This window comes from Nesterenkonia ebinurensis (assembly GCF_008711175.1).
In the GTDB taxonomy this organism is placed as follows: Bacteria; Actinomycetota; Actinomycetes; order Actinomycetales; family Micrococcaceae; genus Nesterenkonia; species Nesterenkonia ebinurensis.
Window position 1 is genome coordinate 152,040 of record NZ_VWNF01000049.1, and the last position, 22,937, is coordinate 174,976.

Here is a 22,937-nt window from a genome sequence, read left to right on the forward strand (position 1 = left end):
CGTGGAACTTCGCGATTATCTGCACATCCTGCGGAAGAACTGGATTGTGATCGGTGTGCTGGTGCTGCTCGGTGCCGGGTCAGCGGTGGCCTACTCTTTGTCGCAGACACCTCTGTATGAGTCGACCAGTCGGGTGATGTTCTCCTCCCAGGCGGGCGAGACCATTGGTGAGCAGCAGCAGGGCCAAACGTACACCCAGGCGCGGATGGGCTCTTATGTGGAGTTGGCCACCACTCCGCGGGTGCTGGATCCGGTTATCGGGGAGCTGGAGCTTGATGAGTCAGCCGCAGCTTTGGCGGATCGTCTAGCGGTGAACAACAGTACAAACACCACCATCATCAGCGTAACTGCCACTGATGAGGATCCTGCACAGGCTGCTGAGATTGCCAACGCTGCCACGTCCAGCCTGACGGAGGCTGTGGTTGAGGCGGAAACCCTGCCTGGTGCTGAACAGGCGCCGGTGACTATTACCCAGGTGACCCAAGCGCAGCCCGCTTCGAGTCCTTCTTCGCCTCAGATTCCGTTGAACGTGGCCTTGGGGGCCCTTGTGGGCCTGGCCCTGGGTGTGGGTGTGGCGGTGCTTCGTTCCACGCTGGATACCAGGGTCCGGTCACTGCGTGACTTGCAGCATGTCACGGACCATCCGGTGATCGGCGCGATCCCGATGGATCCGGAGGCTAAGACTCGGCCGATTATTATGAAGGAGGACTCCCAGGATCCGCGCAGTGAGGCGTTCCGCTCGCTGCGCACCAACCTGCAGTTCATTGAGCTGGACGGCGGTAACGTCTACACGATCACCTCCAGCATTCCTCGTGAGGGTAAGAGCACCACGGCGGTGAATCTGGCGATCGCTTTGGCCGATGCAGGGAAGAAGACGGTGCTCATTGACGGGGACCTGCGCAAGCCGAAAGTGGCAGAGTACCTCGGCATTGAGGGTGGTGTGGGCCTGACTGATGTGCTGATCGGCCGTGCTGACCTTGAAGATGTTTTTCAGCAGTGGGGCAACCGCCGCTTGCTGGTGCTGCCTTCTGGCATGATCCCGCCGAACCCAAGCGAGTTGTTAGGGTCCCAGCAGATGCAGTCTCTGCTGAGCACCGTTTCGACTGGCTCTGATGTGGTGATTATTGACGCCCCGCCCCTTTTGCCGGTGACTGATGCGGCGATCCTGGCCAGGCAGACGGCGGGGGCTATTGTGGCTGTCTCTGCTTCGCGTACTTCCCGCGGCCAGTTGGGTCAGGCGTTGGAGAATCTGGAGAATGTCGGGGCTAAAGTGGCTGGTATCGCCTTGACCATGGTGCCTACCCGCGGGGCAGACGCCTATGGGTATAACTACACCTACGGATACGGCTACGGATACGGTCATGGCAAAGCCGCCGAATAGACACCCAGTCCCCAAGAAGGGGGAGCCGCCAGCCCCACCTCAGCAGCGCAGGCCGGCAACGCAACAGGCCGTGGTCGGACGGATTGTGCTGGGACTGGTCAGTTTCATGGCACTCAGCTTTGTGCTGGTGATGGTCTGGGCGGGCATCAGCGCTGCGCGGGCGCTGCCGCATATAGAGCGCGCACAGCAAGTGGCTGAAGGGCTTGATCCGCAGGCACTGCTCAGTGGCGATACATCGCAGCTCGATGAGCTGCAGAACGAGCTGTCCGCAGCCCGCGGCTATATGGGCGGACCCGTCTGGTCCTTGGCAGAGGGAATGCCGTGGGCAGGCCCGCAGTTCAGTGGTGCACGCGCACTCACCGAAACGCTTGATGATCTGTCCACCGAGGGTTTTACCGCCGTAGCTGAGGTTGGTGCGGGGCTGGATGCGCTGCAGCCGCAGGATGGGCAAGTGGATGTCACCGCAGTCGCCGCCCTCGACACCCAGATCGAATCGGCGTTGTCCTCTGTCACCGAGGCCCGCAGCCGCATTGCCACCATCGACCCCGCCGCCCTCGTGGGTCCTTTGCGTGATGGCACCATCCGGGTTGACAGCCTTCTCGCTGAGATCGAACCGACCCTTGAAGGCACTGCGCGAGCCACCTCACTGTTGCCTGGTTTCCTTGGCGCCGACGGGCAGCGCGAGCACCTTCTGCTGTTGCAGAACAATGCCGAATGGCGCTCCCACGGTGGGATTGTGGGCCAGGTCATCCACATCACTGCCACAGATGGGCATATCGAGTTCACTGACCAGGTGCCAGGTGCAGACTTCACCAGTCTTGACGAGGCCGTGACACCCCTGGAGTTCGACACCGAGCTGATCTTTGGTGATCGCCCGGCCCGGTATATGCAGAACCCCACCATGATCCCTGATTTCGCTGAAGCCGCACATGTGGCCCGCCAGTTCTGGCAGAGCGAACACGGGGGCAACCCGAGCGGGGTGATCGCCACCGACCCGGTGGCGCTTTCCTACATTCTTGAGGCTACTGGGCCCGTAGAGCTGGCCACCGGTGATGTGCTGACCAGTGACAACGTGGTGCAGCTGTTGCTGAACGAGGCCTATCTGCGCTATGAGGATCCCGCTGAGCAGGATGTCTTCTTCGGTCTCGCCGCCGACGCAGTCTTCGACGCTCTGCTCAGCGGCAGCGCAGAACCGGGTCCCGCGCTGCAGGCGATTACTAGGGCCATCGAGGAGCGCCGCCTTCTGGTGTGGAGCCCCGAAGAGCAGGAACGTGCACTTCTTGAGGGGACACCGGTGGCCGGTGCACTGCCGGTAAGCGATGAGCAGGCCACCACATTCGGTGTCTACCTCAACGAAGGTGGTGGCACCAAACTCGACTATTACATGACTGTGGGTTCACACGCTGTCTGGTGCGGTGACGGCACCACAGCGCTGCGTGTGACCCTGCACAACGATGCCCCTGAAGACATCTACGATTACCCAGACTATTTGCTTGCTACCTTTGGCGATGCTGAGGAGACTGCGAGCGGCGTACCGCGCGGCATCACGCGCACGCTCACCCAGGTCTACCTGCCAGCGGGAGCCGAGCTGGTAGGTGATGCTGAGAATGCCCCGCTGATCGGCCAGCATGCTGGCCGCCCTGTGCACGAATGGACTACTGATCTCGGTCCGGGCGAGTCCGCTACGCTCGATATGCGGGTACGGTCCACAACTGGCCCTCAACTCGAGGTCATCTCCACCCCGGTCTTGAACCATCGCGATGTGACACCAGAATGCTGACTAGCATTAACGTTTGCCAGATATAAAGGTGAAGTGCATTTCATGTGACAAGCAGGTTAAATTTCGTGGCAGACTAAAAAATCTCTCTATACAAGCCTCCACCTAAGTTGCATTCTCTCTGTGAAGGTGTAGATTATGAACTATCAGGCATCCGGGGCATAGCCGGGCGCATGACCACAACCGTGGAAATCCGCGGGGATTACTTTCTTAATCATGAAATCCTAGCTTTGAGGTAGACCATCATGAAGAAGACCTTCGCAAAGGCTCTTACTATTACCGCCCTCGCCGGCGGTGTTGCGCTCGCCCCTGCGCCCGCTCTTGCTTACGCTCCGCCGCCTACCGAAGACTCTATTGTGGTGCAGATCGGCGTGCCCATCTCCGTTGTTTTCGACCCTGTCTTCACTCCGGGTGAGGATGTAGAGATCACGCTTACCGGTATCAACGGCGCAACCCAGTCTCTCGCTACTGTTGGTGCGGTTTCCAGCACCAGCACTACCAAAGTGGCCGACGAGTTCGGCAGCGCCGAGGTGACGGTCACTCTTAACGACCAGGCTTCAGGCTCTTACGAGCTCACCGCGGTCGGCCTGGAGAGTGGCGCTACCGATACAGTGACTCTCACGGTGGCTTCGGCAGATGACGAAGACCCTGGTACTGAGACTCCTGACCCAGATGCTCCCGGAACTGATGAGGAACTCGCCACTACTGGTGCGGATCCCGCCTCGCTCGGCCTTCTGGTCGGTGGCGGTGCTCTTCTTATCGGTGGCGGATCGGTTCTCATCGCCCGTTCAGTGCGTAAGCAGAAGGTCAAGGCTTAGGAAGACGTCTTTCACGTTTCATTCTTAGGTGCTTTCGGCGGAGGTTCTCCTAGTGGGTAAGCTCTTTTCAGCGAGTTTCCTTATCGTAGCTGCGTGGTTGGCTTAGAGCCCATGTCACGAGGGGGAATTCGTGAGTGCTGATGTTGAGTTTCGAAATGATGTTAAGCCAGTTGTCGGACAAGAACCAGCACTGAGGGATAGCGGATTCTCTGCTCCATCCCAGTGGGAGAAGTGGCGCAAGAGCTATGCCAGATGGCTGGCAGTGACAGATCTTGCGGTACTGGTTGCCGTGGTCTTAGGCGTACAGCTGATCTGGCTGAGCCTGGATTCCAATGCAGAGTACCGGTTGCCTGCTGCCGGCGAGGGAAACCTTGACTACGGTCTGGTTTCAGTGGCCATCGTGGCCCTGTGGATGACAGCTTTGTGGTTGAGCGGTTCCCGCAACCCGCGAGTCTTGGGATCAGGCTGGCTGGAGTACCGGGTCATTGCTGACTGGGGCATCAGGTTGTTTGCGGGTGTGGCAACGCTTGCATTCTTGCTGAAACTGGATCTGGCACGCGGCTATTTGCTGCTGATTTTCCCGGTCGGAGTGCTGGCGCTTCTGGGGGGACGATGGGCTTGGCGCCGGTGGTTGCATCGTCAGCGGCGTTCTGGTTTGTACTGTCGCCGTGTACTTCTTATGGGTTCACCAGCATCAGTGGAGCACATTGCTGGGGAACTTGCCCGTCAGCCTTGGGCAGGCTATCAGATTGTCGGGGTGTGTCTGAGCCGGGGCCTCGTGGGTCTCAACAGTACAGTGGCGGGGATCCCTGTAGTGGGAGATTTTGAGTTTGCACGCAGCGCCATGCAGAAGGTTAGTGCCGATTCAGTCATCGTCACCAGTTCGGATGACTTGGACCCCAAGCGGGTCAAGGAGCTGAGTTGGGAGCTTGAGCAGGGTAAGTATTCTTTGATTGTTGCACCGAGTCTTACGGACGTCAGCGGCCCGCGAATCCATAGCCGCCCGGTATCAGGGCTTCCCTTGCTGCACGTAGAAACCCCCCAATATTCGGGCTTGCGTATGGTGATGAAGCGTGGCTTCGACATCCTGGCCTCATTGGGGATTATCGCAGTATTAGCACCATTCATGATCGTGATTGCACTGCTGGTGAAGTTCACTTCTCCTGGGCCGGTGTTTTTCAAACAGGAACGAATCGGTCTGAAGGGCGAACCGTTCAGGATGCTGAAATTCCGGTCCATGCATGATGGCGCTGACAAGATATTGACTCAACTGGATCACTCGGAAAAGATTGACGAAACCGGCATTCTGTTCAAGATGAAGGATGACCCACGGATGACCCGGGTGGGTAAGATACTTCGCCGGTACAGCTTCGATGAGCTGCCTCAGCTGTTCAATGTTCTGGGTGGAAGCATGTCTCTGGTAGGACCCCGGCCTTCGTTGGAGCGAGAGGTCCGGCAGTATGAGTCACATGTGCACCGGCGTTTCCTTGTCAAACCCGGTATTACCGGTTTGTGGCAGGTCAGCGGCCGCTCGGACCTGCCCTGGGAGGAAGCTGTGCGGCTTGATCTCTATTACGTGGAGAATTGGTCGTTGACCGCAGACCTGGCCATCCTCTGGCGGACAGCCAAGGCAGTTGTCCAAGGATCAGGAGCATATTAGTGTGTGTTACTCTCGCTGAGCCAGCCACCGGGCTTGGGCTCGCCGAGCTCGAGACAGGCTCGCAATCAGCCATCACGATGGTTAGTGACCCCCGGTGGGAGTCATTGCTAGAAGCAAGGACGCCTGGTTAGGCGAAGCAGCCTGACCGTAGGGACACATGATTGGCACCAAAGAGGCGCAACAGCGGAGAACTTAGGGGAAGGTACATATATGGGATCCTCTATCCTAAGTCGGTCAGCGAAGGTGTCATCTCTCAAGTATGAGGAGAAGGTGCCGCAGGCCACTCCAATTCTTGCATTCCTCCTGCTATTGCGGACGTTGTCTGATAGTGCCGTTTTCCCAGGCCCCGTCACCTCCTTATTGAACATTGGTATCAGCTGCCTCGGTGTGGGATTCGCTATGTGGCTGGCGATTTCACCTCAACAACGACGAGTCTGCACAACCCTGCGAGTTAGTCCGGGTCTCTCACTTATGTTTTCTGTGGCAGTGCTTATGTACTTTCTTGCCACTACCCTCCGTTTCGGACCGGATTACTCCGTCACCGGGGAGTTGACCAGGTTATTGACGTTGGTTGCGTTCGTGGTACTAGCACAACACTCGCTCCTGAGAGTTGGTCCTTCTCGTTTCTGCAGAACCCTCCTGGCAGCATCAACGCCAGCTCTGTGTATTTTAGTGCTCTCTGCAGTGGTTCAGCACCCTTGGGTGTACAACGCCAATACTGGGAGGGCCTTTGGGACATTTATTCACCCGAATGGAGCCGCGCTCTTCTCGGCAGTTTTCGCTACACTTGCTCTTTTCCTAGTTCTGACTCTGAAACAGAGGCGCTACGTACTGGCCCTGCTACTTGGAATCGCTGGGCTTGCAGTGACAGCTAGTATGGGAGGGTTTGCCACCTTCGCGATTGCCGCCCTCGTACTGGTCTTCGCGGGAGAATGGCCTGGGCGCTTGAAGTTCGCGGCCTCAGGGTTGGCTGTACTAGGTGGAGTTGTCATTCTAAGCACTGAACGTTTTCGGGAGCGGGTGGCGGAACTGGAATCCACTCTATCCTTCCACGAGGCTGCGGCTGGGCACATCACCAACAGCGTGGATTGGCGATTCTATAACTGGACTCTTTTTTCGAGGGCATGGGGAGAAGATCCCTTTTTCGGCCGGGGACTTGGGATGACCCAGGAAAACCTCCAGCCGCTTGGACAACAGGTACACAATGAATATCTGAGAACTATGGTCGAAACAGGTGTCATAGGCGGGCTAATTGCTTTGGTCATCCTGCTCATATACCTCAATCGGACCTTCGCTGTCTGCAGGCGGGCGGAGTATCGCGGAGCGGCGCTGAGTCTTTCCTTGGTCATAGCGGTACTGATTAATGCAGTAGCTGCCAATACTCTGACTTATATGCCAGCTATGTTGCTCACTATAGGGCTGGCACCACTGAGCTCTATTCCCTGGGACGGTCATTATGAGGAACCAAGCCAGCACAAGAAGGGGACGTCATGACAAAAGCTCTGCTTGTCGCATCAACCGGGGGGCATTTAGCTCAACTTGTTCGTATAGCGCCTCAATACAATATTGGGGAAGATTCCGTATGGGTGACTTTCCGCACTCCGCAGAGTGAATCTCTGTTAGCGGGCAAACGGGTAATCTACGTGCCCTATGTGGCTTCCCGTGATCTGAACGGAACACTCCGAGCCGCTTCTCAAATTCGCAAGCTGCTGCGTCAGGAGTCCTTTGACATAGCGTTGAGCACGGGAGCAGCCCTCGCGGTTTCAGCTCTTCCCATTGCCAAGCTACATGGGGTGGATACTCATTACATTGAGAGCGTCTCCCGGGTCACTGGGCCGTCACTTAGCGGTCGGATAATTGCTGGGATGAGATGTGCTCAGATGCATACCCAACATATCGGATGGGCCTCAGGGCGGTGGAGACTTCATGAGTCGGTACTCTCGTCCTTTGAAGGAGTTCGGGACCAGGCCGGATCGGATAAGCCGAGTTTGTTCGTTACTCTCGGCACTATTCAGAAGTACCGCTTCGACTCACTTGTAGACAGCCTTCTAGCTACCGGAATTCCAGATGAGCGGACAGTTTGGCAATTGGGCCAGACTCGCCGGGGCGATCTCCCAGGAGCTGTGTACGAACAAGTAGGGGCACGGGATTTTGACCGATTCATCCGCAAATCAGATGTTGTGGTTAGTCATGCAGGTGTCGGGACGTTACTGAATCTCTTGGAAATGGGTGTTTGGCCAGTTCTAGGAATTCGCCGGCACCGGCGGGGTGAACATGTGGATGACCATCAGGAGCAGATCGCGGCACTTGCCAATAGTGCAGGGGTCGCATATTCGGTAGAAGCCCCTGAACTGACTGCCGGCGATCTCCGCGAAGCAGCATTATGGCGGGTAACCACCAGTTAACTGCTACGGACGTAATCGACTCAAGGACTCAGCGAACTGCTGAGGCGAGGAATACCACAGCTGAGCAACTCGGTGCCAAAGCTTTTTCCGCGTAGTGGTTGCCAAGTGAGCTTCCATGTAGTGGATAACACGTAACACATGTCGTAGGTCCCTATAACGCATATTGCTGCGGTGTTTAGCCAGGTAGCGCCACTGATCCGCAATACGATCAGGACTGTCATCGGTCAATCTAACCTCACCGTGGTGTCGCTGGAAAGCTTGGCCGGATTGGACCACACCGTATCGGGCACCACTTTTTAGCAGTCGATAGAAGAGATCGGTGTCTTCTTTGTTCTGCAGCGACGTGTCATATCCTCCGACATTGTGGAAAGCGGAGCGAAGAACCACCAGATTGCTGCCAGTTGTTCCGTAGTTACGAACGATGACATCCCGTGGGGTGAGTCCCTCTTTAATCGCTGGCCCTGGCAATGGGGTGCTATTCAACTCCAACGTCAGCCATGTGACCACAATATCCACACCGGCTGTCTCGATCAGTGCAAGAGCATCTTCAAGATACTTGGGTCCCCACCAGTCATCGTCATCTAGGAAGGCTAATAAAGTACCTTTGCTCTGTTCAGCCCCGAAGTTCCGCGTAGAACTGGGACCACGCCCAATATCGGGAACCTCGATGAACTCCAATCGCACATGGGAGGATGAGTTGATCTCCTCACACAGCTGAGCTGCCTCAGGATCTACACAATCGGAGACCACCAGAATTTCTTGGGGGCGACTGGACTGATTGAGCACGGAATCAATTGCGGATCTCAGCAGTGAGGGTCTCCGGTGAGTTGGAATCACGACACTGACCGTCGGGCCTGGGGGAGTCATACAGCAAAAATAGCATGATGCCCGGGTAGACTAATCTATGCTGGGTGAGATCTGGAAAGGTTTGGGGCGTATTGATAAATAGGAGATCACAGGTTCTCATTAGGACACTACCGCTTGGTGAGGGAAACTATGGTGGGATTCTGCAGGCGTGGGCTCTGCAACAGGCGCTGAGAGATCTTCAATGGCAGCCTGTTACAGATGTTTCAGAGAGACCACAACGGTCTGCACTGCGGAGGCGTGCTAAACGAGGGGTGCGCAGCCTGTGGGCTCGAATAGCACCCCAGGGAGCGCTGACTCCGCGGAGAGCATATAAGGAATTTCGATCGATCTATAATCGTAAGATCGACCTTTTTTTGTCAAGGCTGAATACTACAGAGTTGTATCCCTCGCAAAGAAACAGCCGCAGCGTCTCACTGGATGAGTATGACGCTTTCATCACGGGAAGTGATCAGGTCTGGCGCTGGGACTACGGAGACGTTCCCTCCTACCTCTTGGACATGATTCCTGCAGGCTGGTCTGGACCCCGCATTGCTTATGCGGCTTCCTTTGGAACTGATAACCCCTCAGGTTTTACTGAGCAGAGCTTACCTCGGATGAAAGAGCTGGCCCGAAGGTTCTCTGCAGTATCAGTGCGGGAAGAATCTGGGGTCGAACTCTGTCGCCGGTTGTGGGACGTAACGGCGGTTCGCATGCCTGATCCAACTATGCTGCTTGGCCCGGAGGAGTATGCTGAGTGTCTCTTGCCCTCCAATGTCCTGAATAACGAAAACATCGTCACGTATTTTCTAGATCGGGACGATGAGAAGCATGCGATTTCAGAGACTGCCTGTGAACTGTACGACATTGAGGCTTATCATCTGGTAAGACCAGAGGTTCCCAGCTACCGGGCTCTCCGTCGCAGCCCCGAGCAGTTTGAGCGTCCCAGTGTTGAGGAGTGGCTTGAAGCCATCCGGGGCGCGGAGCTGGTGATCACTGACTCTTTCCACGGGTGCATCTTTTCGATCCTCTTCAACCGTAGGTTTCTCGTGGTGCCTAACTCACGGCGTGGGACAGCACGTTTCAATACTCTTTTGGGCCTTTTCGGACTCACCGGCCGTATTGTGTATAACGCAGAAGAGACAGCTGAAGCTCTCGCAAGCACCATCGATTGGAAAGCTGTCAATGCGAGGCTTGCTGAGGAGAGGCGCCGCGGACGGTCCTTTCTGAGGACCCATCTCTCCAGCGGCGACTAGAACAATAGTCTATCCCCGTGCGGTGCGCGGCTTAGTGCTTTCAGACGCGAAAACCGGCAGGAGCTCGACCCTGTTCATGAAGCGGAAGCTTGGCCGGTGCGGCGGCGCAGTTGCCGAGCGATGCCGATTATCCCACGCACTTCTCGGAAACCTCCTGGGTAAATTAAAAAGACAAAAATATATGTGATGCTGCTAATGAGAGTGCCCAGTACCACCATCCAAGCATCTGCGAGGTCGGGCACTGTGCCGAGCATGAAGCGTGTCCCAAGGAATCCTATTCCGGCAGCTAATATGATTCTCATACCGTTCCCCAACATGAGCCACGAGCGCTGACCCGCAGTTCGCGCAAGCCAGACCAGATTGATTGGCCAACTTAATGCACGTCCGACTGCATAGGCCAACGCTACCCATTCCACCCCTAGCATGGCCGCACCCACTATCAGCAGAATTTGAATTGGCTTTGTTACCAGGTTGCTGAGAAGAAGTTGTCGCGGTTGCCTCGCCACAACGTAGGCCCAGTAGTTTATCTGGCTGAGTGCTTTGAACACTCCGCCTATGGCGAGGATCTGTAAAAGCGGAACGAGGGGCGCCCACTGATCACCCAGCAGCAAAGGGATGAGCCAGTCCGCTGTTACTGCAGTGACAAGTAGGACCCACACTGCGGCACCCACCAGTACAGACTGGACTCGCAAGAGCATGCTGCTCGATCCGTGTCCTTCTTCCGTGGATCGGTTGATGGTAGGGATAACTACCCAGGTCAGACGCCCAAATATGGCGGTAATCGGCTGCATGAAGAGCTGAAATGCACGATCATAGTACCCAAGGTCAACCGTCCCCCCTCTTAGGCCAATTGCGAGCCTATCTACATTGTCAGCTGCATAGCCTAGGACGTTAGCAAGACCGTAGTCACTACCAGCTCGAAGATGTGCTCTGGAACCAGCAGCACGGGTGGGCAATGAAGGAATCCAACGTGACGTAGTCAAATAGAAGCAGAGCAACCAGAGCGCTGCAGCACCTTGTTGGACTGCTAGTGCCCAGTAACCCCAACCCAGAAGAGCCGCTGCAATGCCCGCAGCAATTCCTGCCCCAACGGAGGTGATGGTTGCTAGGGCCAACGCGGTAAACTTCATGTCCCGTGCCAGCCGGGCCTGATACTGCGTCTGCAGGCCACTTAGGAGCAGCACTATCGCCATCACGGGGACTAACCCAGTTAACCGTGGGTCATCGTACATCAAGGCGATCAGCGGAGCTGCAGCGGCGAGCAGCACGGCAGTGGCTGTTGCCAAGGCGGTATTGACCCAAAAGAGATTGGACGACTGGGCCTGAGTAAGCGTCCTCTCCTGGAGTGATGCAGTGCCCATGCCGAAGTCTCGGATCAGGGCACCCAGTCCCATGAAGATGGTAACCATCGCCAACAGTCCAAATGCGTCGGGTGAGAGCAACCTTGCCAACACGATGGTCCCGGCAAACTGGAGCGCCATTGCTCCGCCTTGTGCAAGTACGGTGACTCCGGCCCCTCGAGTACCGCGGGAAGCTGCAGTGTTACTGGTCACGGTTCACCATGAAGTCCTAAAGATCGTCCGCCGTCAACGATGAACTCCTGACCAGTGATTGAGGCGGCTCGTGGACTAACAACGAAAGCGACCATCTCGGCGATGTCTTCGGCGCGTACCAGATGAGGAAGAATGCCTTTTGTCAGGGTCCGTTCTATCTCGCTCTGAGTGATCTGACCGCGTTGGACTATTCCGGGGGTGACGCAATTGACGGTAACTCGGTGAGCGCCAAATTCGAGGGCGGCTGATTGCGTGAAGCCGAATACACCTGCTTTCGATGCCGCATACTCGGAGAACTTAGCGAGCCCTCCCACACCAACTGTAGATCCAAGATTTACGATACACCCGCCATTGCCGGTAGAGATCATCCCCCTGCCGAACGCGGACACTGCAAGCATAGTTGCGCGAAGATTGACGCTAAGCACCTCATCAATAACCTCGACTGACTGATCCCAGATGTAAGCATTTTTCGAGCGGGATGAACCGCCAGCATTGTTGATGAGTATGTCAATCGGTCCCAAGCGCTCTGCTGTGTCGCGCAAAGCGGCTGCATCAGAAAGATCGAGTGATTCCCACTGTGCTTCGCCGCCGAGCGATTTGATTTCCGTGACCAATGCCTGGAGCTTGTCAGCGTCTCGTGCGATCGCTATAACATGAGCACCATCTGCGGCAAGGCGGATTGCTATTGCCCTTCCGATGGCACCACTTGCGCCGGTAACAACCGCACGTCTATTAGCCAGCGGTCGGGGACTGGGATCGACTGTGATGCGATACGGCCGGGACATTTCGACGGTGCCAAACTTGCGTTTCAGTGGTCGTTTGATCGCTTGCTTAAGCGGTCCGGGCACGAATTTTGTGATTTTAGCCACGAAGTCCTAACCTCCTCAGTGTCCGACCTGCAAGCTTTCGCACTTTAATATATGTTGACATACCCGCGACCGCGTTAGCTGCGTGGAAGCCTTTGAGTTGTGTGATATCGGTAACCTTATTAGAGAAAACCTCTAAGAGCATAGGGCCTTCATCAGATGAGGCCGTGAGCGCATTGAGCCCGCTTTCTACTTCCGATGTATTGACGGCATTGAGATAACGTATTCCAACAGATTCGACCCAGCCTCGACCGGCATGGTGGTGACCCGCTGAGATATGCCGCGAAGCCTGGTCGGCAAGCTGAGGGGGCACCGGAGCATCGTGCATCAGCGCCCCACCGCCATTGTTGATCAGCAGAATCCGGAGACCGGCTGGGAGATGTTTGATGCCGAGTGAATTCATGTCATAGAAGAAGGAGAGGTCTCCAATCACGAGAAACGTGAGCTTCTTGGATGCCGTGGCGTATCCCACTGTGGCGGACATCGACCCATCAATCCCATTGACGCCTCGGTTTCCTAGAATCGTTATAGTTGGATCGATTGGGTAAAGATGAGCCATTCGCATCGGCGCACTGTTGGCGATATGTAGAGCCGAATTTTTAGGTAATCGTCGAAGACATTCCCCGATTGTACGTAACTCTCCGAACTGTGAGGGCAGCTCGGGAGGGATGGAAGCTACGTTGGCGGCGAGTGAACGATAGGGTGAATCCCTAGGGGATGTATCTGTCGTGACAGCGTTCGCAAAGAAATCGCCAGGATTAATCTGGAACACATCCGTTAACTGCCAGAACGGATCTACGATCTTTCCGTCGGGGTCCACTCGCCAATGCTCGATCTCTCGGTTGTTGATGAGTGCCTTCATCTCTTCTATCAAAAAGAGTGTGCCTCCTACGGTGATTACGATGTCAGGAGAGAGCGCCCCGGAACGAGCCTTCCCTGAACGAAGGGCGGCGAATGCGTTCGGAAGGACAGAGCGATGGTGAAGATTACCTAAATGGTCCGCCACGATCAGCGAGTCGGTCCGCCTAGTAAAATGGTCGATAGCCTCCAGTGTCCTGTTATCGGTCGGCTCGCTCTGGCCCCACAGCACCAAGACCCTTTTGTCGCGAAGTCTGTCTCCGACCTCCGACCAGTCTGTACCCCAGTTGCTGGGCGTGTGGTGGCTGATTACGCGAGCGACGGGTAGTTCATTGACTGAATATGAGAGTCCTGTGTGCCTAGCGACGGGCACATTGATGTGAATCGGACCGGCTCCGTTCACCCGCAATGCGAGGAGTGCTTCGTTGATCACCCGGTTGTCATACCAGTGATCCATATCGTCGCGGATGGGGCGTAACAGTGCTCGTGCCCGCAGCATACCAGCGAATAAAGGCGTTTGATCGAGCATCTGATCTTCCATCTGGTCAAGCAAAGGTGCAGGTCGGTCCGCAGTGACAGCTACGAGTGGAAGGCGTTGATAATAGGCATCTGCTACCGCGGACGCGAGATTTACAGCGGCCGTGCCTGAAGTCGTCAATACCGCTACCGGCTTGCCTACCGCGCGAATTACACCAATGGCGAAGAATCCGGCCGAACGTTCGTCTACAACCGAATAGAGCTGAAAATCAGGATCTGCTTCAAGCGAACGAACGATCGGGTAATGACGAGATCCGGGAGATATTACCGCGTGTCGCACACCATGTGACTTCAGCAGAGAAATAAGCTCTAGGACCATCGGATCATTAACATACATCATTAAACCTCATAGCTTTAAATCATTAAATAACAAATATTCTTATATTTAATAAAGATTAATTTGGATTAACTTGACAGAATTCTTCTTTGATCACGGAAAAGGGGGTGCTGAGGCTCGTTCTCATTCATGCTAGGGCTTTGGGGAGAGTTTCGGTAAGTGACTTAGTCTGCGAATGGCGGCCCGTGCCGCGCTTTGGAGCCCTTCGAGATCGGAGCGCAAGAGCATAAGCAGTGTGTGTTTCCCACGCTGGAAGGGGGTGGGGGCAGTGCGGGCTCGAATGCTGTGAATTTGTCGCTTGAGCAGTCGGGAATCTGCTAAGGACAGGGAATTACGGTGTTTCTGATAAAAGAGCTCCATGCCTTGGGCGCGTTTCTCGTTCCAGTTGGTGAGTTGCTCTCCCTCATGTTGACGATGAACGGCTGTTCGCCGCGGAGAGACTGCATAGGAAAAGCCGCTAGTTAAGAGGCGGTAGAAGAGATCCTTGTCATTGGAGACCGGTAGGTAGGGATCAAAACCTCCGATACTAAGATATGCTGAGCGCCGGATGAGCAAATTGCTACCGGTGATACCGGGGTTTCGGGCGAGTACTTCGTCTGGCCCGAGGCTCTCCCTGATCGAAAAGTGAGGAGCTGTTTTACCCCGGCGAGAAATGCCCATCCAGCTGATGACGGCGTCGGCCTGGGGGTTCCGCTGTAAGGCTTCTGCCAAGCCAGTAAGATGATCGGAGGTCCAAAGATCGTCATCATCCATAAAAGCTAGCCATTCACTGGAAGCGGCCTTAGCTCCGATATTCCGAGAGGCTGATGCGCCATAAGGCCCAGTATGTTTGGTAATCCTTGTTAAGCGAACTTTGCGCTGTTCACTGGCATGTTCCGTTACGACGGAAGCAGTAGCGGGATCATCCAGATCGTCCACCACGATGATTTCCGTAGGGGTTACAGGATGTTGTTGGAAAATACTGCTGAGCGCATCGCGGAGGAGATCAGATCGTCCGTGGGTAGGGATAATGCATGTGATGACTGGTTTTATCAAAGTCTTACTCGCTCGTAATCAGGGTCGGCTGCCCAACGTAGCTGTGCTTCCAGGCCATCCCGCAGAGACGTTTTGGGTTCCCAGCCAGTGAGCTTCCGCAGCAAGCTTCCGTCGCCGCCGGTTCGTTTGACATCTCCTGCGACCTTGTCTGCGTAAATGATATTAGGTTTGCGGCCGGCGGCTTCGCTGAGGATCTCCAGCGTCTCGTTGACGGTGATGGATCCTCCGCCGGCGACGTTCATTACTAGCCCTGGTTCCAGATTATGCTCGGCGGCCAGGATGTTTGCCTCCACAACGTCGTCAATGTAGGTGAAGTCACGGATTTGAGTGCCATCACCGTATACGTGGATTGGCTGACCGCTCAGAATCGCTCGCGAGAAGCGCGTGAACGCCATATCGGGACGTTGCCCCGGTCCGTAGACGGTGAAGTAGCGGAGGGAGACGGTCGGTAGGTTGAACTGTGTCCCGTAGAGACTCCAGAGATGCTCAGCGGCCAGTTTGGTGACACCGTAGGGGCTGCGAGGACGGGGTAGGACAGTCTCGTCTGTGGGGTAGGTTTCAGCGTCGCCGTAGACCGAGGAGGAGGAGGCGTAGATCATGCGACTGATGGTGGTGCTGTGGCGCGATGCCTCCAGCAAGCGCTGCGTGACCTGGATATTGGCCTGAATATAGTCCCCGAAGTCCTCGCCCCAGGAGTTGCGTACGCCCGGTTGCCCGGCCTGGTGGAAAACCCAGTCCACATCCTCCAGCAAGGGGTTGAGCGGCATCGTACCCAGGTCTTCCTCGATGAAGGTGAATCGTTCTTGATCCTTGACCCGCTGCAGGTTGCCGACCTTGTGCTGGGTATCGTAGTAATCACTGATCGAATCGATACCGACCACTTCATGGCCCAGGTCGACCAGGCGACGCGAGAGGTGGCTGCCGACGAATCCAGCGGCACCGGTGACGAGTGCTTTCATAGAGTTTCCTCGCAGTGGTTGTGAGAAACAAATTAGTCAGGAATAAAGAGCCGCTATAACTTCAGGCGCTGAGAGGTGATGTGCGGACTCTTGCGCATCCCCATGATCGAGATCTTTGGTCAAACGGATCCGCTCTGCGAATGACTGGCCATCTGGCGCGGCGTGATACCCGTTCGTACCCTCTTGGATGAGATTTCCGGTATCAGCTCCCTCTGTGGTTACAGCGATAAGACCTGAGGCGAGACCTTCGACGAGAACCCTGGGAAAGCCCTCATAACCTGCCACTGAGGTCATCAGCAGAGTGGAGGCAACCGACATCTCTTCCATGACCCGAGTAGGGCCCAATCTGCCAACTAGTTCAATCCTATCCTGGAGCTTCAACTGTTTGACCAGCTGTTCCAAGGCGGAGGCACGGTTACCTGTTCCAATGATTCTGAGTCGCCAAGGCTCATCCGGATGCTGTTCCCTCAGTGCGGCCATCGACTGAACTGCGATTTCAGGCTGCTTGGGTTGTTCGAGTCTTCCCACCCACAACAGTAAATGAGGGTCGCGCTGCGCATGATCAGCAGAAATTACCAGCTCAGGATCCCACCAGGTGGGCGAGAACCGGGCCGCCGGGTTCCACTGCTGGACCGTGGGAGTGTAGCTAGGGTTGAACACCCGTACGCGTGAAGCACGAGAGGCAACTCTCTTCTCAATAGCTCGATGGCCTAACGGGGCCTTCTTCCAGAAAGAATCTGAGTCCGAACCCAGGAGGCCAGCTTCCTGGGTATGAATGAAATAGTCAAAAGGAGCATCTCGCCACAGCCAGTTGGCGAGCAGGCTTAGGTCAGCCCGGTGGGTCTGTACCACTTCAGGCGTGGGTAGTCGGTGGCGGAAACGCAACGTTCCGGCTGCGATACGTACAGAGTGGGGGACTTTCCGAACTTGATTGCCGGGATCCAACCGCACAACGGGCATAAACCGAATGTCTCTCCCGAAGAGTGAGTGGTCTTCCCATGCGCCTAGCTTTCGGTGCTCGTCATTGGCCCCGTCAACGCCGACGATAAGGATTTCCTCTTCGCGACGGTATTTAATGATGCCGCGAATGCAGGTGTCGATCCCCCCCGGGGCGGGAGTCAACGGATCAAATTTATGAAGAATGAGTCGGGTCATCAGGCCTCTAGATTGAAGATGAGTGGTGCAGCGGACATAAATTTCCAGTAGCCTCTGGTCTCTTGGGGCCAGTGCGGCTGGATGGCCATAGAAGGGTGGCACTTTCACGAAGGGCCAGTTTCTCGACATTCTAGGGCATCGAACTAGGTCTAGAGGAGCGTCTGCGCAGCTGTGAGGCAAGCATGCTGCCCCACAACAGCTAGTGTGTACCCGCACCGTGGAATGCGGTTTCTACGGTGTGCCAGAGAACCATCAGATCTGCGGTGAGAGGCTCCTCATCATAGAGATCCAGACGCACGGATTCTTCCATCAACTTGATCGATAGTCCCCCAGGTTTGATATTTCAGATGTTCACTGATGTGCCCACAGTAATACTCAGAGTGCAGGCACGGGTTAGAGGTTATGCTCCCCCGGTGGGTTGGCACATGCGTGATAAACACTCAATTTTGATCTGCGGGTGCCTTTGTCAAATCAGGGTCGTCGTTGTTGGTGAGGAGTTGAGGACACGCCGGGCGAGGTAGCGTTTAGGTAGCGGTGGATCTTGCGGTCTATTTTACCTTCTTCCTTTCGTCTCTCGACGTAGGCCTCCATCAGCTAATGTGTTACATCGGATTCACGGCCTATAGATTATGCTTTTTCGGAATGAAATGGCGACGCAATCGGCTGAGCTCCCATCATGGAGATCACTCCGCAGCCAGGACCTAGATTGTCCGGCTTCTAGAGGTGGCATGCGATCGCTAGAACGAACAGTAGCGGTGGTTCTAACGAAAGGCGAACAGCATGGAGGCCAAAGGCCAAAAGAGGGTCGGGGGGGGGCGGATTGTTTGGTTGGACGTTGCCCGGGGTCTAGCAATTTTGCTGCTCGTGTCGAATCATGCAACTCAGCAGCTTGAACTCTATGGGTGGGATATTGGGGTACTGCGGCAGTTGAACCAATTGATGGTACCGATTCGTCAACCATTGTTTTTTATTGTTGCAGGATTGCTCCTCAGCAGTTATCTAACAGGGCAGTCCCGTGCGTCGCACCTTAGTCGAAGGTTGTTACCGCTTGCGTGGATTTTCCTAGTTTGGTCAACTATATGGTGGCTTGCGTTCATGGTGCTCCCTCAAACGGCTGACCGGCAGGCTAACCCAATCCCTGATCCGCTATCAGCATTCATTAACCCAACCAGTCCGCTTTGGTTCGTATATGCGGTAATGCTATATATCATTTATATGATCGCGACTTGGCGGCTTCCCGGTTATGTGGTGCTCGGGATGGCCGCTGTAGTTTCCCTGCTCTTCCGCTACCAGGTCGTTCGGGTTGGAGATAGTTTCCATTGGGTGTCTATAGGCTCCCACTTGGTATTCTTTGTTGCTGGCATGGTTCTCGCGGAGCGCCTATCTCGTCTGCAATCGAACTCATCCTGGCCCAAGGTGGCGGTTGTCACGATGGGGATGGTCGTAGGAGTTGTGGGCACCTCCCTTCTTGGGCGCTCCATTTTCCCTGTTGAGGGGCTTCCTCGGTACGTTCTGTCCTTCGTGGGCGCCGCTCTCGGATTGCTGGTGGCGGGGGTAGTTGCCCGGAAGGGCTTCATAGCGGCATTGATTGCCCGTGCGGGCAAGGAGTCGCTACCGATCTACGTTATGCACACACTAATCATGGCCTCTATGCTCGCTGTTCTATCAGTCGGGGTGTCCGTTGGAGGCGCCACGGATGGAAGTAGATTGCAGTCAGCTGCGGAGGAACTTGGCCCTATTGCTGCGATCATCACCTGGATAGCACTATTTCTAGTTTCAGTACTTGGCAGCATCACTCTTGGCAGGCTCTTCAGGACGCATCTCCCAGTCGTGTTCAGGCCTCCGCAGCTAATGCGCCGTTGAGATCAATCCTTCGCCAGGGATCTTGAGACTAGTAGGCACCCGAGCTGCTGACTACCGCTCGAGCGGTCCGCCACAGAATCATCAGATCTGCTGTGAGGGACCAGTTCTCCACATAGTAGAGATCCAGGCGCACGGACTCCTCCCAGGAGAGATCGGAGCGTCCGCTGACCTGCCAGAGCCCGGTGATACCGGGTTTGACCAGGAACCGCCTGTGCACATGGGGGTCATAGAGCTCCACCTCCCGGGCCAAGGATGGCCGCGGGCCCACCAAAGACATGTCACCCTTGAGCACATTGATCAGCTGCGGAAGCTCATCAATGCTGTAACGGCGGATGAACTTTCCAACCCGCGTGATCCGGGGATCCTCCCTGATCTTGAACAGCACACTGCCCTGATCGATCTTCTGCTTCTCATCCAGCTGGGTGAGAAGCTCCTCAGCGTTCTGCCGCATAGAGCGGAACTTGAACATCTTGAACGGCTTACCGTGGTACCCTACCCGTTCCTGCATGAAAAAGACCGGGCCGGGCGAGGTGGTCTTCACCAGCAGTGCCACGATAAGCATTGGTATGGCCAGGGCAAGGAGGGCTGCGGCACTGAGCGCCACATCAGAGATCCGCTTCATCGCTGCCCGGAAACCTGAATACTGCGGGGTCTCCACGTGCAGCAGAGGCAGTCCAGCCACCGGCCGGCTGTGGATGCGAGGCCCTGCCACATCCGTAAGACTCGGGGCCACCACCAGGGAGAAAGCCCCCTGTTCCAGCTCCCAGCTGAGCTCCTTGACCCTCAGCGGATCCAGATCATCAGCACTGGTAATGATCACCGTATCTGCGCTGACGCTTTCCACCTTCTGCGGGATCTCCATCAGAGTGCCGATCACCGGTGCGCCCTCGATCTTAGTCAGCCGGGCAGCGTGCTCAGGAAGGCAGATCCCCACCACCTGATAGCCGGCAGCCGGCTGACGCTGGAGCTGATCAGCAATATGCTGCACAGAGGCCGGAGACCCCGCCAGCACCACCTGATGGCTGTAGTTGCCCTTCTTCCGCTGCCGCTGCAGCCACTTGCGCCACATCAAGCGGGACAGCCACAAACCAATGATGCCCAGAGGAATGGACAGCAGAATATAGCCGCGGCCCAGATCCATCTTGAGCAGGAACGCTGCGGTGGCGATGCCGGCAAAGAGCCGGATGCCCCAGTTAGCGATCAGCCGGTACTCCATCCAACCCACGCCCACAACACGGGGAGCCCGGGAACCGCTGAGCCAGAGCAGCAGCAGCCACAGTGCAACGATGGCTGCGCTGACCACTCCGTAACTGACAGTTCCGTAGGCCTGCCCGGAAATCAGGCTGAAGTACGCTGACTCACCGATGCTCAGCCAAGTGATCTGGACTGCGGCGAATACTGCGACCAGGGCAAGAACATCTGTGACCACAAGCCTGCGAGCGTAGGCGCGCTTCCAGGAAGGACGGGCGGACTGTGGAGCGTCGGCCTCACCCAGGGCGAACCTGGGAGCCAACCTGGTTGTTGAGCGTGCATCCTGGGCAATGGTCATGGGGCCCACCTAGTACAGGCCGCACAGACTTCCAGCAGTTTCATCAGCGTCCCCCTACAGTTGTTACTCAGATGCTTCTTGAGCTGTGCCCGAACTTCTCAGTTTGCAGACACAAAATAGAGGCTATGCGTGGAAGTGGATGCGAAACATCCGTGATAAACACTCAATTTTGATGCTGAAGGTGTGGGGGATGGGTAGGTGGGTAGGGCGGCGTCGTGGATTATGACAAGATTTGCCATAGGTGCGTAGAATGCTCGCATGGCGACGATGAATGTGTCACTGCCCGATGAGCTCAAAGAGTTCGTAGACTCCCGCGTGTCGGAAGATCATTATTCCTCCTCCAGTGAATACATCCGCGAGTTGCTGCGAGCTGAGTGGGCCAAGCAACGGTTGCGACGAGAGCTGGTGACTGGGTTCAGTTCCGAGAACTGGACCACTTGGGACCAGGGCGAACACGACCGCCTGCGTGCGCATATTGAGAGCCGTGCCGCGGAGTCCGATCCAGAATGAGCAAGCCGCTGCAGCGAAGCGATGCGGCCAAAGACGACGAGCTTGAGATCATCGACTGGTACATCGAACACGCTGGCGCCCAGGTTGCTGAGCGGCTCTTAGAGAATCTTGCCGAAACGTATCAGTTGATTCTGCAGCAGCCTCAGTTGAGGTCACGGTACTACGCTGAGGTGCTACCCGGGCTCCCGGTGCAGACTCAGGGTATGAAGTCCTTCCCGCACCTGGTATTTTACGTGGAGCTTCCCGAAGTGATTCGTGTGGGCCGAGTGCTGGGTGCCACCGGCGTTATTGCAGAGTCCTTCACGTGAATACTCAACGGGGACGTCTTTTGGGAAGATCGGCAGCGGTGTTCGGTGCTTGCCTGTCTCGGCTTGGATGTCCCTTGGGCGCAGAGGGCAAGCGACCGTGGGGTTGGGTCCAGCAGCCGGGCACATGAACTGTTGTGAGCCGTCGGCTCGTGGCACCTCTCGCGCTTGAAGCATGTATTTTGCGGGCTGGGCCAGTCGCTGCTGGTAGGTGGCGTAGCTGATGTATAGTCCCTGGTGGCGAAAGCCAACGCGGTCTTGGTCTTCATCGCGGGGCTGTAGGCATTGCCTTCCAGCATGAAGCTGTGGACCATGTCGTAGATGGCCCCGAGGTGCTCCTGCTTCATGTCGTAGATCTGCTCGTAGCCCATAGCCCGTATGGGAGCCTGGTAGTTCTCTGGCAAAGGGTTGTTGCCGTAGGCGCGGTCGCCGATGAGGATGTTGACTGGGACGCCGTGGGTGTGCATCTGTTCCAGTGCGGTCACTGCGTACTGTCCGGTGCGGTGGGCGGGCTTGTCCATGCTGATGCCCAGTGTCAGCAGCGGGAATGTTGTCACGCGATCAGGGTCGTTAGTGGCCATTCCAATCAGTGCCGCATCCCATCCCCAGATGAAATTGTCTTTTGCCCTGCGCTCCTGGTCTCCGGAGACGTAGTGGTCACCGCGCCTGCGATACCAGCCTGCTCGAGGGTCGCTGCTGTGGTGCTGAGATTTCTGGGAGACCCCCTGCCCTGAGCGGCGAGTAAGGTGGCGTCAACGGTGGCGTTGCCCTTGTATCGCCGGCGGATGTGCCGGGGCAGGTCGTCGAAGGTCTGGAGCAGGAGTCTGTTGCAGACTCTGACCAGGCGCTGCATCCGTTCCTGGCGCACGGTGAGATCGGCAGTGTCCTCGATCTGCTGGAACGGGTACCGATCTGGACCGCCTCGATAACACTGAAGCTGATTTCGGCAGAGCGCGAGACCACCGAACCTCTGCAGAAGTTCTCGGAAGTGCGAGTTCAGGTCGAGTTCGCCCGGCAAGAGCTTCGGCGTGAGGGACGCGCCGTGTTGCTCCCAGTCCTCTTCGACGTCACAGACGTGTTGATTGCTGACCTCCTGGCCGACCTTGCTAGGGCGTGTTGATCAAGTCGGTTCGTGTTTGCGTCGGTGAGTCTTGAGTGGTGACGCGACAGGAGATCTCTGACGAGGTGTGGTCTGTGATGGAGCCGTTGATGCCGGCGGTGTCAGGCAGGTCGAGGCCGTGGACTGATCATCGGCTCGCTGTCGAGGCTA

Annotated in this window: 19 protein-coding genes; 11 read left to right on the forward strand and 8 right to left on the reverse strand. The window is 56.3% G+C overall.

The features are described from left to right. Position 1: 1 nt before the first annotated feature. The 6 genes from F0311_RS17070 (at position 2) to F0311_RS18640 (ending at position 8,041) form a co-directional block, all read left to right on the forward strand. Positions 2 to 1,381, forward strand: a complete 1,380-nt coding sequence (locus F0311_RS17070) for a polysaccharide biosynthesis tyrosine autokinase (RefSeq protein WP_150463151.1) — start codon at positions 2 to 4, stop codon at positions 1,379 to 1,381. Further along, positions 1,362 to 3,161 (forward strand): DUF4012 domain-containing protein, encoded by a 1,800-nt coding sequence (locus tag F0311_RS17075; RefSeq protein WP_191090006.1) that lies wholly within the window; start codon positions 1,362 to 1,364, stop codon positions 3,159 to 3,161. Before F0311_RS17070 ends, F0311_RS17075 begins: the two co-directional genes overlap by 20 nt. Before the next feature lie 242 nt (positions 3,162 to 3,403). Beyond that, complete coding sequence (locus tag F0311_RS17080; RefSeq protein ID WP_150463153.1) at positions 3,404 to 3,976, forward strand: hypothetical protein; 573 nt, start codon at positions 3,404 to 3,406, stop codon at positions 3,974 to 3,976. Between the two features lie 130 nt (positions 3,977 to 4,106). Further along, a complete protein-coding gene (locus tag F0311_RS17085; protein ID WP_223881447.1) occupies positions 4,107 to 5,636 on the forward strand; it encodes a sugar transferase in 1,530 nt (509 codons plus the stop codon). Between the two features lie 672 nt (positions 5,637 to 6,308). Continuing rightward, positions 6,309 to 7,130 carry an O-antigen ligase family protein gene (locus F0311_RS18215; protein WP_191090007.1) on the forward strand — a complete coding sequence of 274 codons (822 nt, stop codon included), beginning with the start codon at positions 6,309 to 6,311 and terminating at the stop codon, positions 7,128 to 7,130. A 629-nt stretch (positions 7,131 to 7,759) separates the two neighbouring features. Then, positions 7,760 to 8,041, forward strand: a complete 282-nt coding sequence (locus F0311_RS18640) for a glycosyltransferase (RefSeq protein ID WP_223881448.1) — start codon at positions 7,760 to 7,762, stop codon at positions 8,039 to 8,041. Between the two features lie 3 nt (positions 8,042 to 8,044). Here the strand turns inward: F0311_RS18640 and F0311_RS17100 are convergent, their stop codons facing one another. Continuing rightward, a complete protein-coding gene (locus F0311_RS17100) occupies positions 8,045 to 8,908 on the reverse strand; it encodes a glycosyltransferase family 2 protein (protein ID WP_150463156.1) in 864 nt (287 codons plus the stop codon). A 44-nt stretch (positions 8,909 to 8,952) separates the two neighbouring features. On the opposite strand from F0311_RS17100, the gene F0311_RS17105 reads away from it, so the two are divergent. Further along, positions 8,953 to 10,140, forward strand: coding sequence for a polysaccharide pyruvyl transferase family protein (locus tag F0311_RS17105; protein ID WP_150463157.1), 1,188 nt, complete (start codon positions 8,953 to 8,955; stop codon positions 10,138 to 10,140). Between the two features lie 74 nt (positions 10,141 to 10,214). On the opposite strand, the gene F0311_RS17110 is transcribed toward F0311_RS17105, so the two are convergent. From F0311_RS17110 to F0311_RS17135, 6 genes are all read right to left on the reverse strand, one after another. Then, positions 10,215 to 11,693, reverse strand: a complete 1,479-nt coding sequence (locus tag F0311_RS17110; RefSeq protein ID WP_223881449.1) for a lipopolysaccharide biosynthesis protein — start codon at positions 11,691 to 11,693, stop codon at positions 10,215 to 10,217. Next, on the reverse strand, positions 11,690 to 12,562 hold the full coding sequence (locus F0311_RS17115; RefSeq protein ID WP_150463159.1) for an SDR family NAD(P)-dependent oxidoreductase: 873 nt from the start codon (positions 12,560 to 12,562) through the stop codon (positions 11,690 to 11,692). Before F0311_RS17115 ends, F0311_RS17110 begins: the two co-directional genes overlap by 4 nt. Further along, on the reverse strand, positions 12,555 to 14,294 hold the full coding sequence (gene menD / locus F0311_RS17120; RefSeq protein WP_150463160.1) for a 2-succinyl-5-enolpyruvyl-6-hydroxy-3-cyclohexene-1-carboxylic-acid synthase: 1,740 nt from the start codon (positions 14,292 to 14,294) through the stop codon (positions 12,555 to 12,557). The genes F0311_RS17115 and menD overlap by 8 nt, the downstream gene beginning before the upstream one ends. Before the next feature lie 129 nt (positions 14,295 to 14,423). Beyond that, positions 14,424 to 15,326 carry a glycosyltransferase family 2 protein gene (locus F0311_RS17125; RefSeq protein ID WP_150463161.1) on the reverse strand — a complete coding sequence of 301 codons (903 nt, stop codon included), beginning with the start codon at positions 15,324 to 15,326 and terminating at the stop codon, positions 14,424 to 14,426. Further along, positions 15,323 to 16,285, reverse strand: coding sequence for an NAD-dependent epimerase/dehydratase family protein (locus tag F0311_RS17130; RefSeq protein WP_150463162.1), 963 nt, complete (start codon positions 16,283 to 16,285; stop codon positions 15,323 to 15,325). The genes F0311_RS17125 and F0311_RS17130 overlap by 4 nt, the downstream gene beginning before the upstream one ends. Before the next feature lie 36 nt (positions 16,286 to 16,321). Beyond that, the gene (locus F0311_RS17135) at positions 16,322 to 17,440 is read right to left on the reverse strand and encodes a glycosyltransferase family 4 protein (protein WP_191090008.1); all 1,119 of its coding nucleotides are present in this window, start codon (positions 17,438 to 17,440) and stop codon (positions 16,322 to 16,324) included. A 780-nt stretch (positions 17,441 to 18,220) separates the two neighbouring features. Here F0311_RS17135 and F0311_RS17140 point away from each other — a divergent pair. Next, positions 18,221 to 19,303: an acyltransferase family protein gene (locus F0311_RS17140; RefSeq protein ID WP_150463164.1), complete on the forward strand. Its 1,083-nt coding sequence runs from the start codon at positions 18,221 to 18,223 to the stop codon at positions 19,301 to 19,303. Positions 19,304 to 19,331: 28 nt separating this feature from the next. Here the strand turns inward: F0311_RS17140 and F0311_RS17145 are convergent, their stop codons facing one another. Beyond that, positions 19,332 to 20,852 carry a sugar transferase gene (locus F0311_RS17145; protein ID WP_150463165.1) on the reverse strand — a complete coding sequence of 507 codons (1,521 nt, stop codon included), beginning with the start codon at positions 20,850 to 20,852 and terminating at the stop codon, positions 19,332 to 19,334. A gap of 258 nt (positions 20,853 to 21,110) precedes the next feature. Here F0311_RS17145 and F0311_RS18220 point away from each other — a divergent pair, with 258 nt between their 5' ends. From F0311_RS18220 to F0311_RS17160, 3 genes are all read left to right on the forward strand, one after another. Then, positions 21,111 to 21,362, forward strand: a complete 252-nt coding sequence (locus F0311_RS18220) for a ribbon-helix-helix domain-containing protein (protein ID WP_191090009.1) — start codon at positions 21,111 to 21,113, stop codon at positions 21,360 to 21,362. Next, on the forward strand, positions 21,359 to 21,670 hold the full coding sequence (locus tag F0311_RS17155; RefSeq protein ID WP_150463166.1) for a type II toxin-antitoxin system RelE/ParE family toxin: 312 nt from the start codon (positions 21,359 to 21,361) through the stop codon (positions 21,668 to 21,670). Before F0311_RS18220 ends, F0311_RS17155 begins: the two co-directional genes overlap by 4 nt. A gap of 784 nt (positions 21,671 to 22,454) precedes the next feature. Continuing rightward, positions 22,455 to 22,787, forward strand: coding sequence for a hypothetical protein (locus F0311_RS17160; protein ID WP_150463167.1), 333 nt, complete (start codon positions 22,455 to 22,457; stop codon positions 22,785 to 22,787). Positions 22,788 to 22,937: the final 150 nt, after the last annotated feature.

Bases quoted from the DNA above. Each gene is read 5' to 3' on its own strand.
- F0311_RS17155 (WP_150463166.1), top strand. From the start codon at position 21,359: ATGAGCAAGCCGCTGCAGCGAAGCGATGCGGCCAAAGACGACGAGCTT.
- F0311_RS17075 (WP_191090006.1), top strand. From the start codon at position 1,362: ATGGCAAAGCCGCCGAATAGACACCCAGTCCCCAAGAAGGGGGAGCCG.
- F0311_RS17140 (WP_150463164.1), top strand. From the start codon at position 18,221: ATGGAGGCCAAAGGCCAAAAGAGGGTCGGGGGGGGGCGGATTGTTTGG.
- F0311_RS17130 (WP_150463162.1), bottom strand. From the start codon at position 16,285: ATGAAAGCACTCGTCACCGGTGCCGCTGGATTCGTCGGCAGCCACCTC.
- F0311_RS17145 (WP_150463165.1), bottom strand. From the start codon at position 20,852: ATGACCATTGCCCAGGATGCACGCTCAACAACCAGGTTGGCTCCCAGG.
- F0311_RS17100 (WP_150463156.1), bottom strand. From the start codon at position 8,908: ATGACTCCCCCAGGCCCGACGGTCAGTGTCGTGATTCCAACTCACCGG.
- F0311_RS18220 (WP_191090009.1), top strand. From the start codon at position 21,111: ATGGCGACGATGAATGTGTCACTGCCCGATGAGCTCAAAGAGTTCGTA.
- F0311_RS17080 (WP_150463153.1), top strand. From the start codon at position 3,404: ATGAAGAAGACCTTCGCAAAGGCTCTTACTATTACCGCCCTCGCCGGC.
- menD (WP_150463160.1), bottom strand. From the start codon at position 14,294: ATGATGTATGTTAATGATCCGATGGTCCTAGAGCTTATTTCTCTGCTG.
- F0311_RS17135 (WP_191090008.1), bottom strand. From the start codon at position 17,440: ATGACCCGACTCATTCTTCATAAATTTGATCCGTTGACTCCCGCCCCG.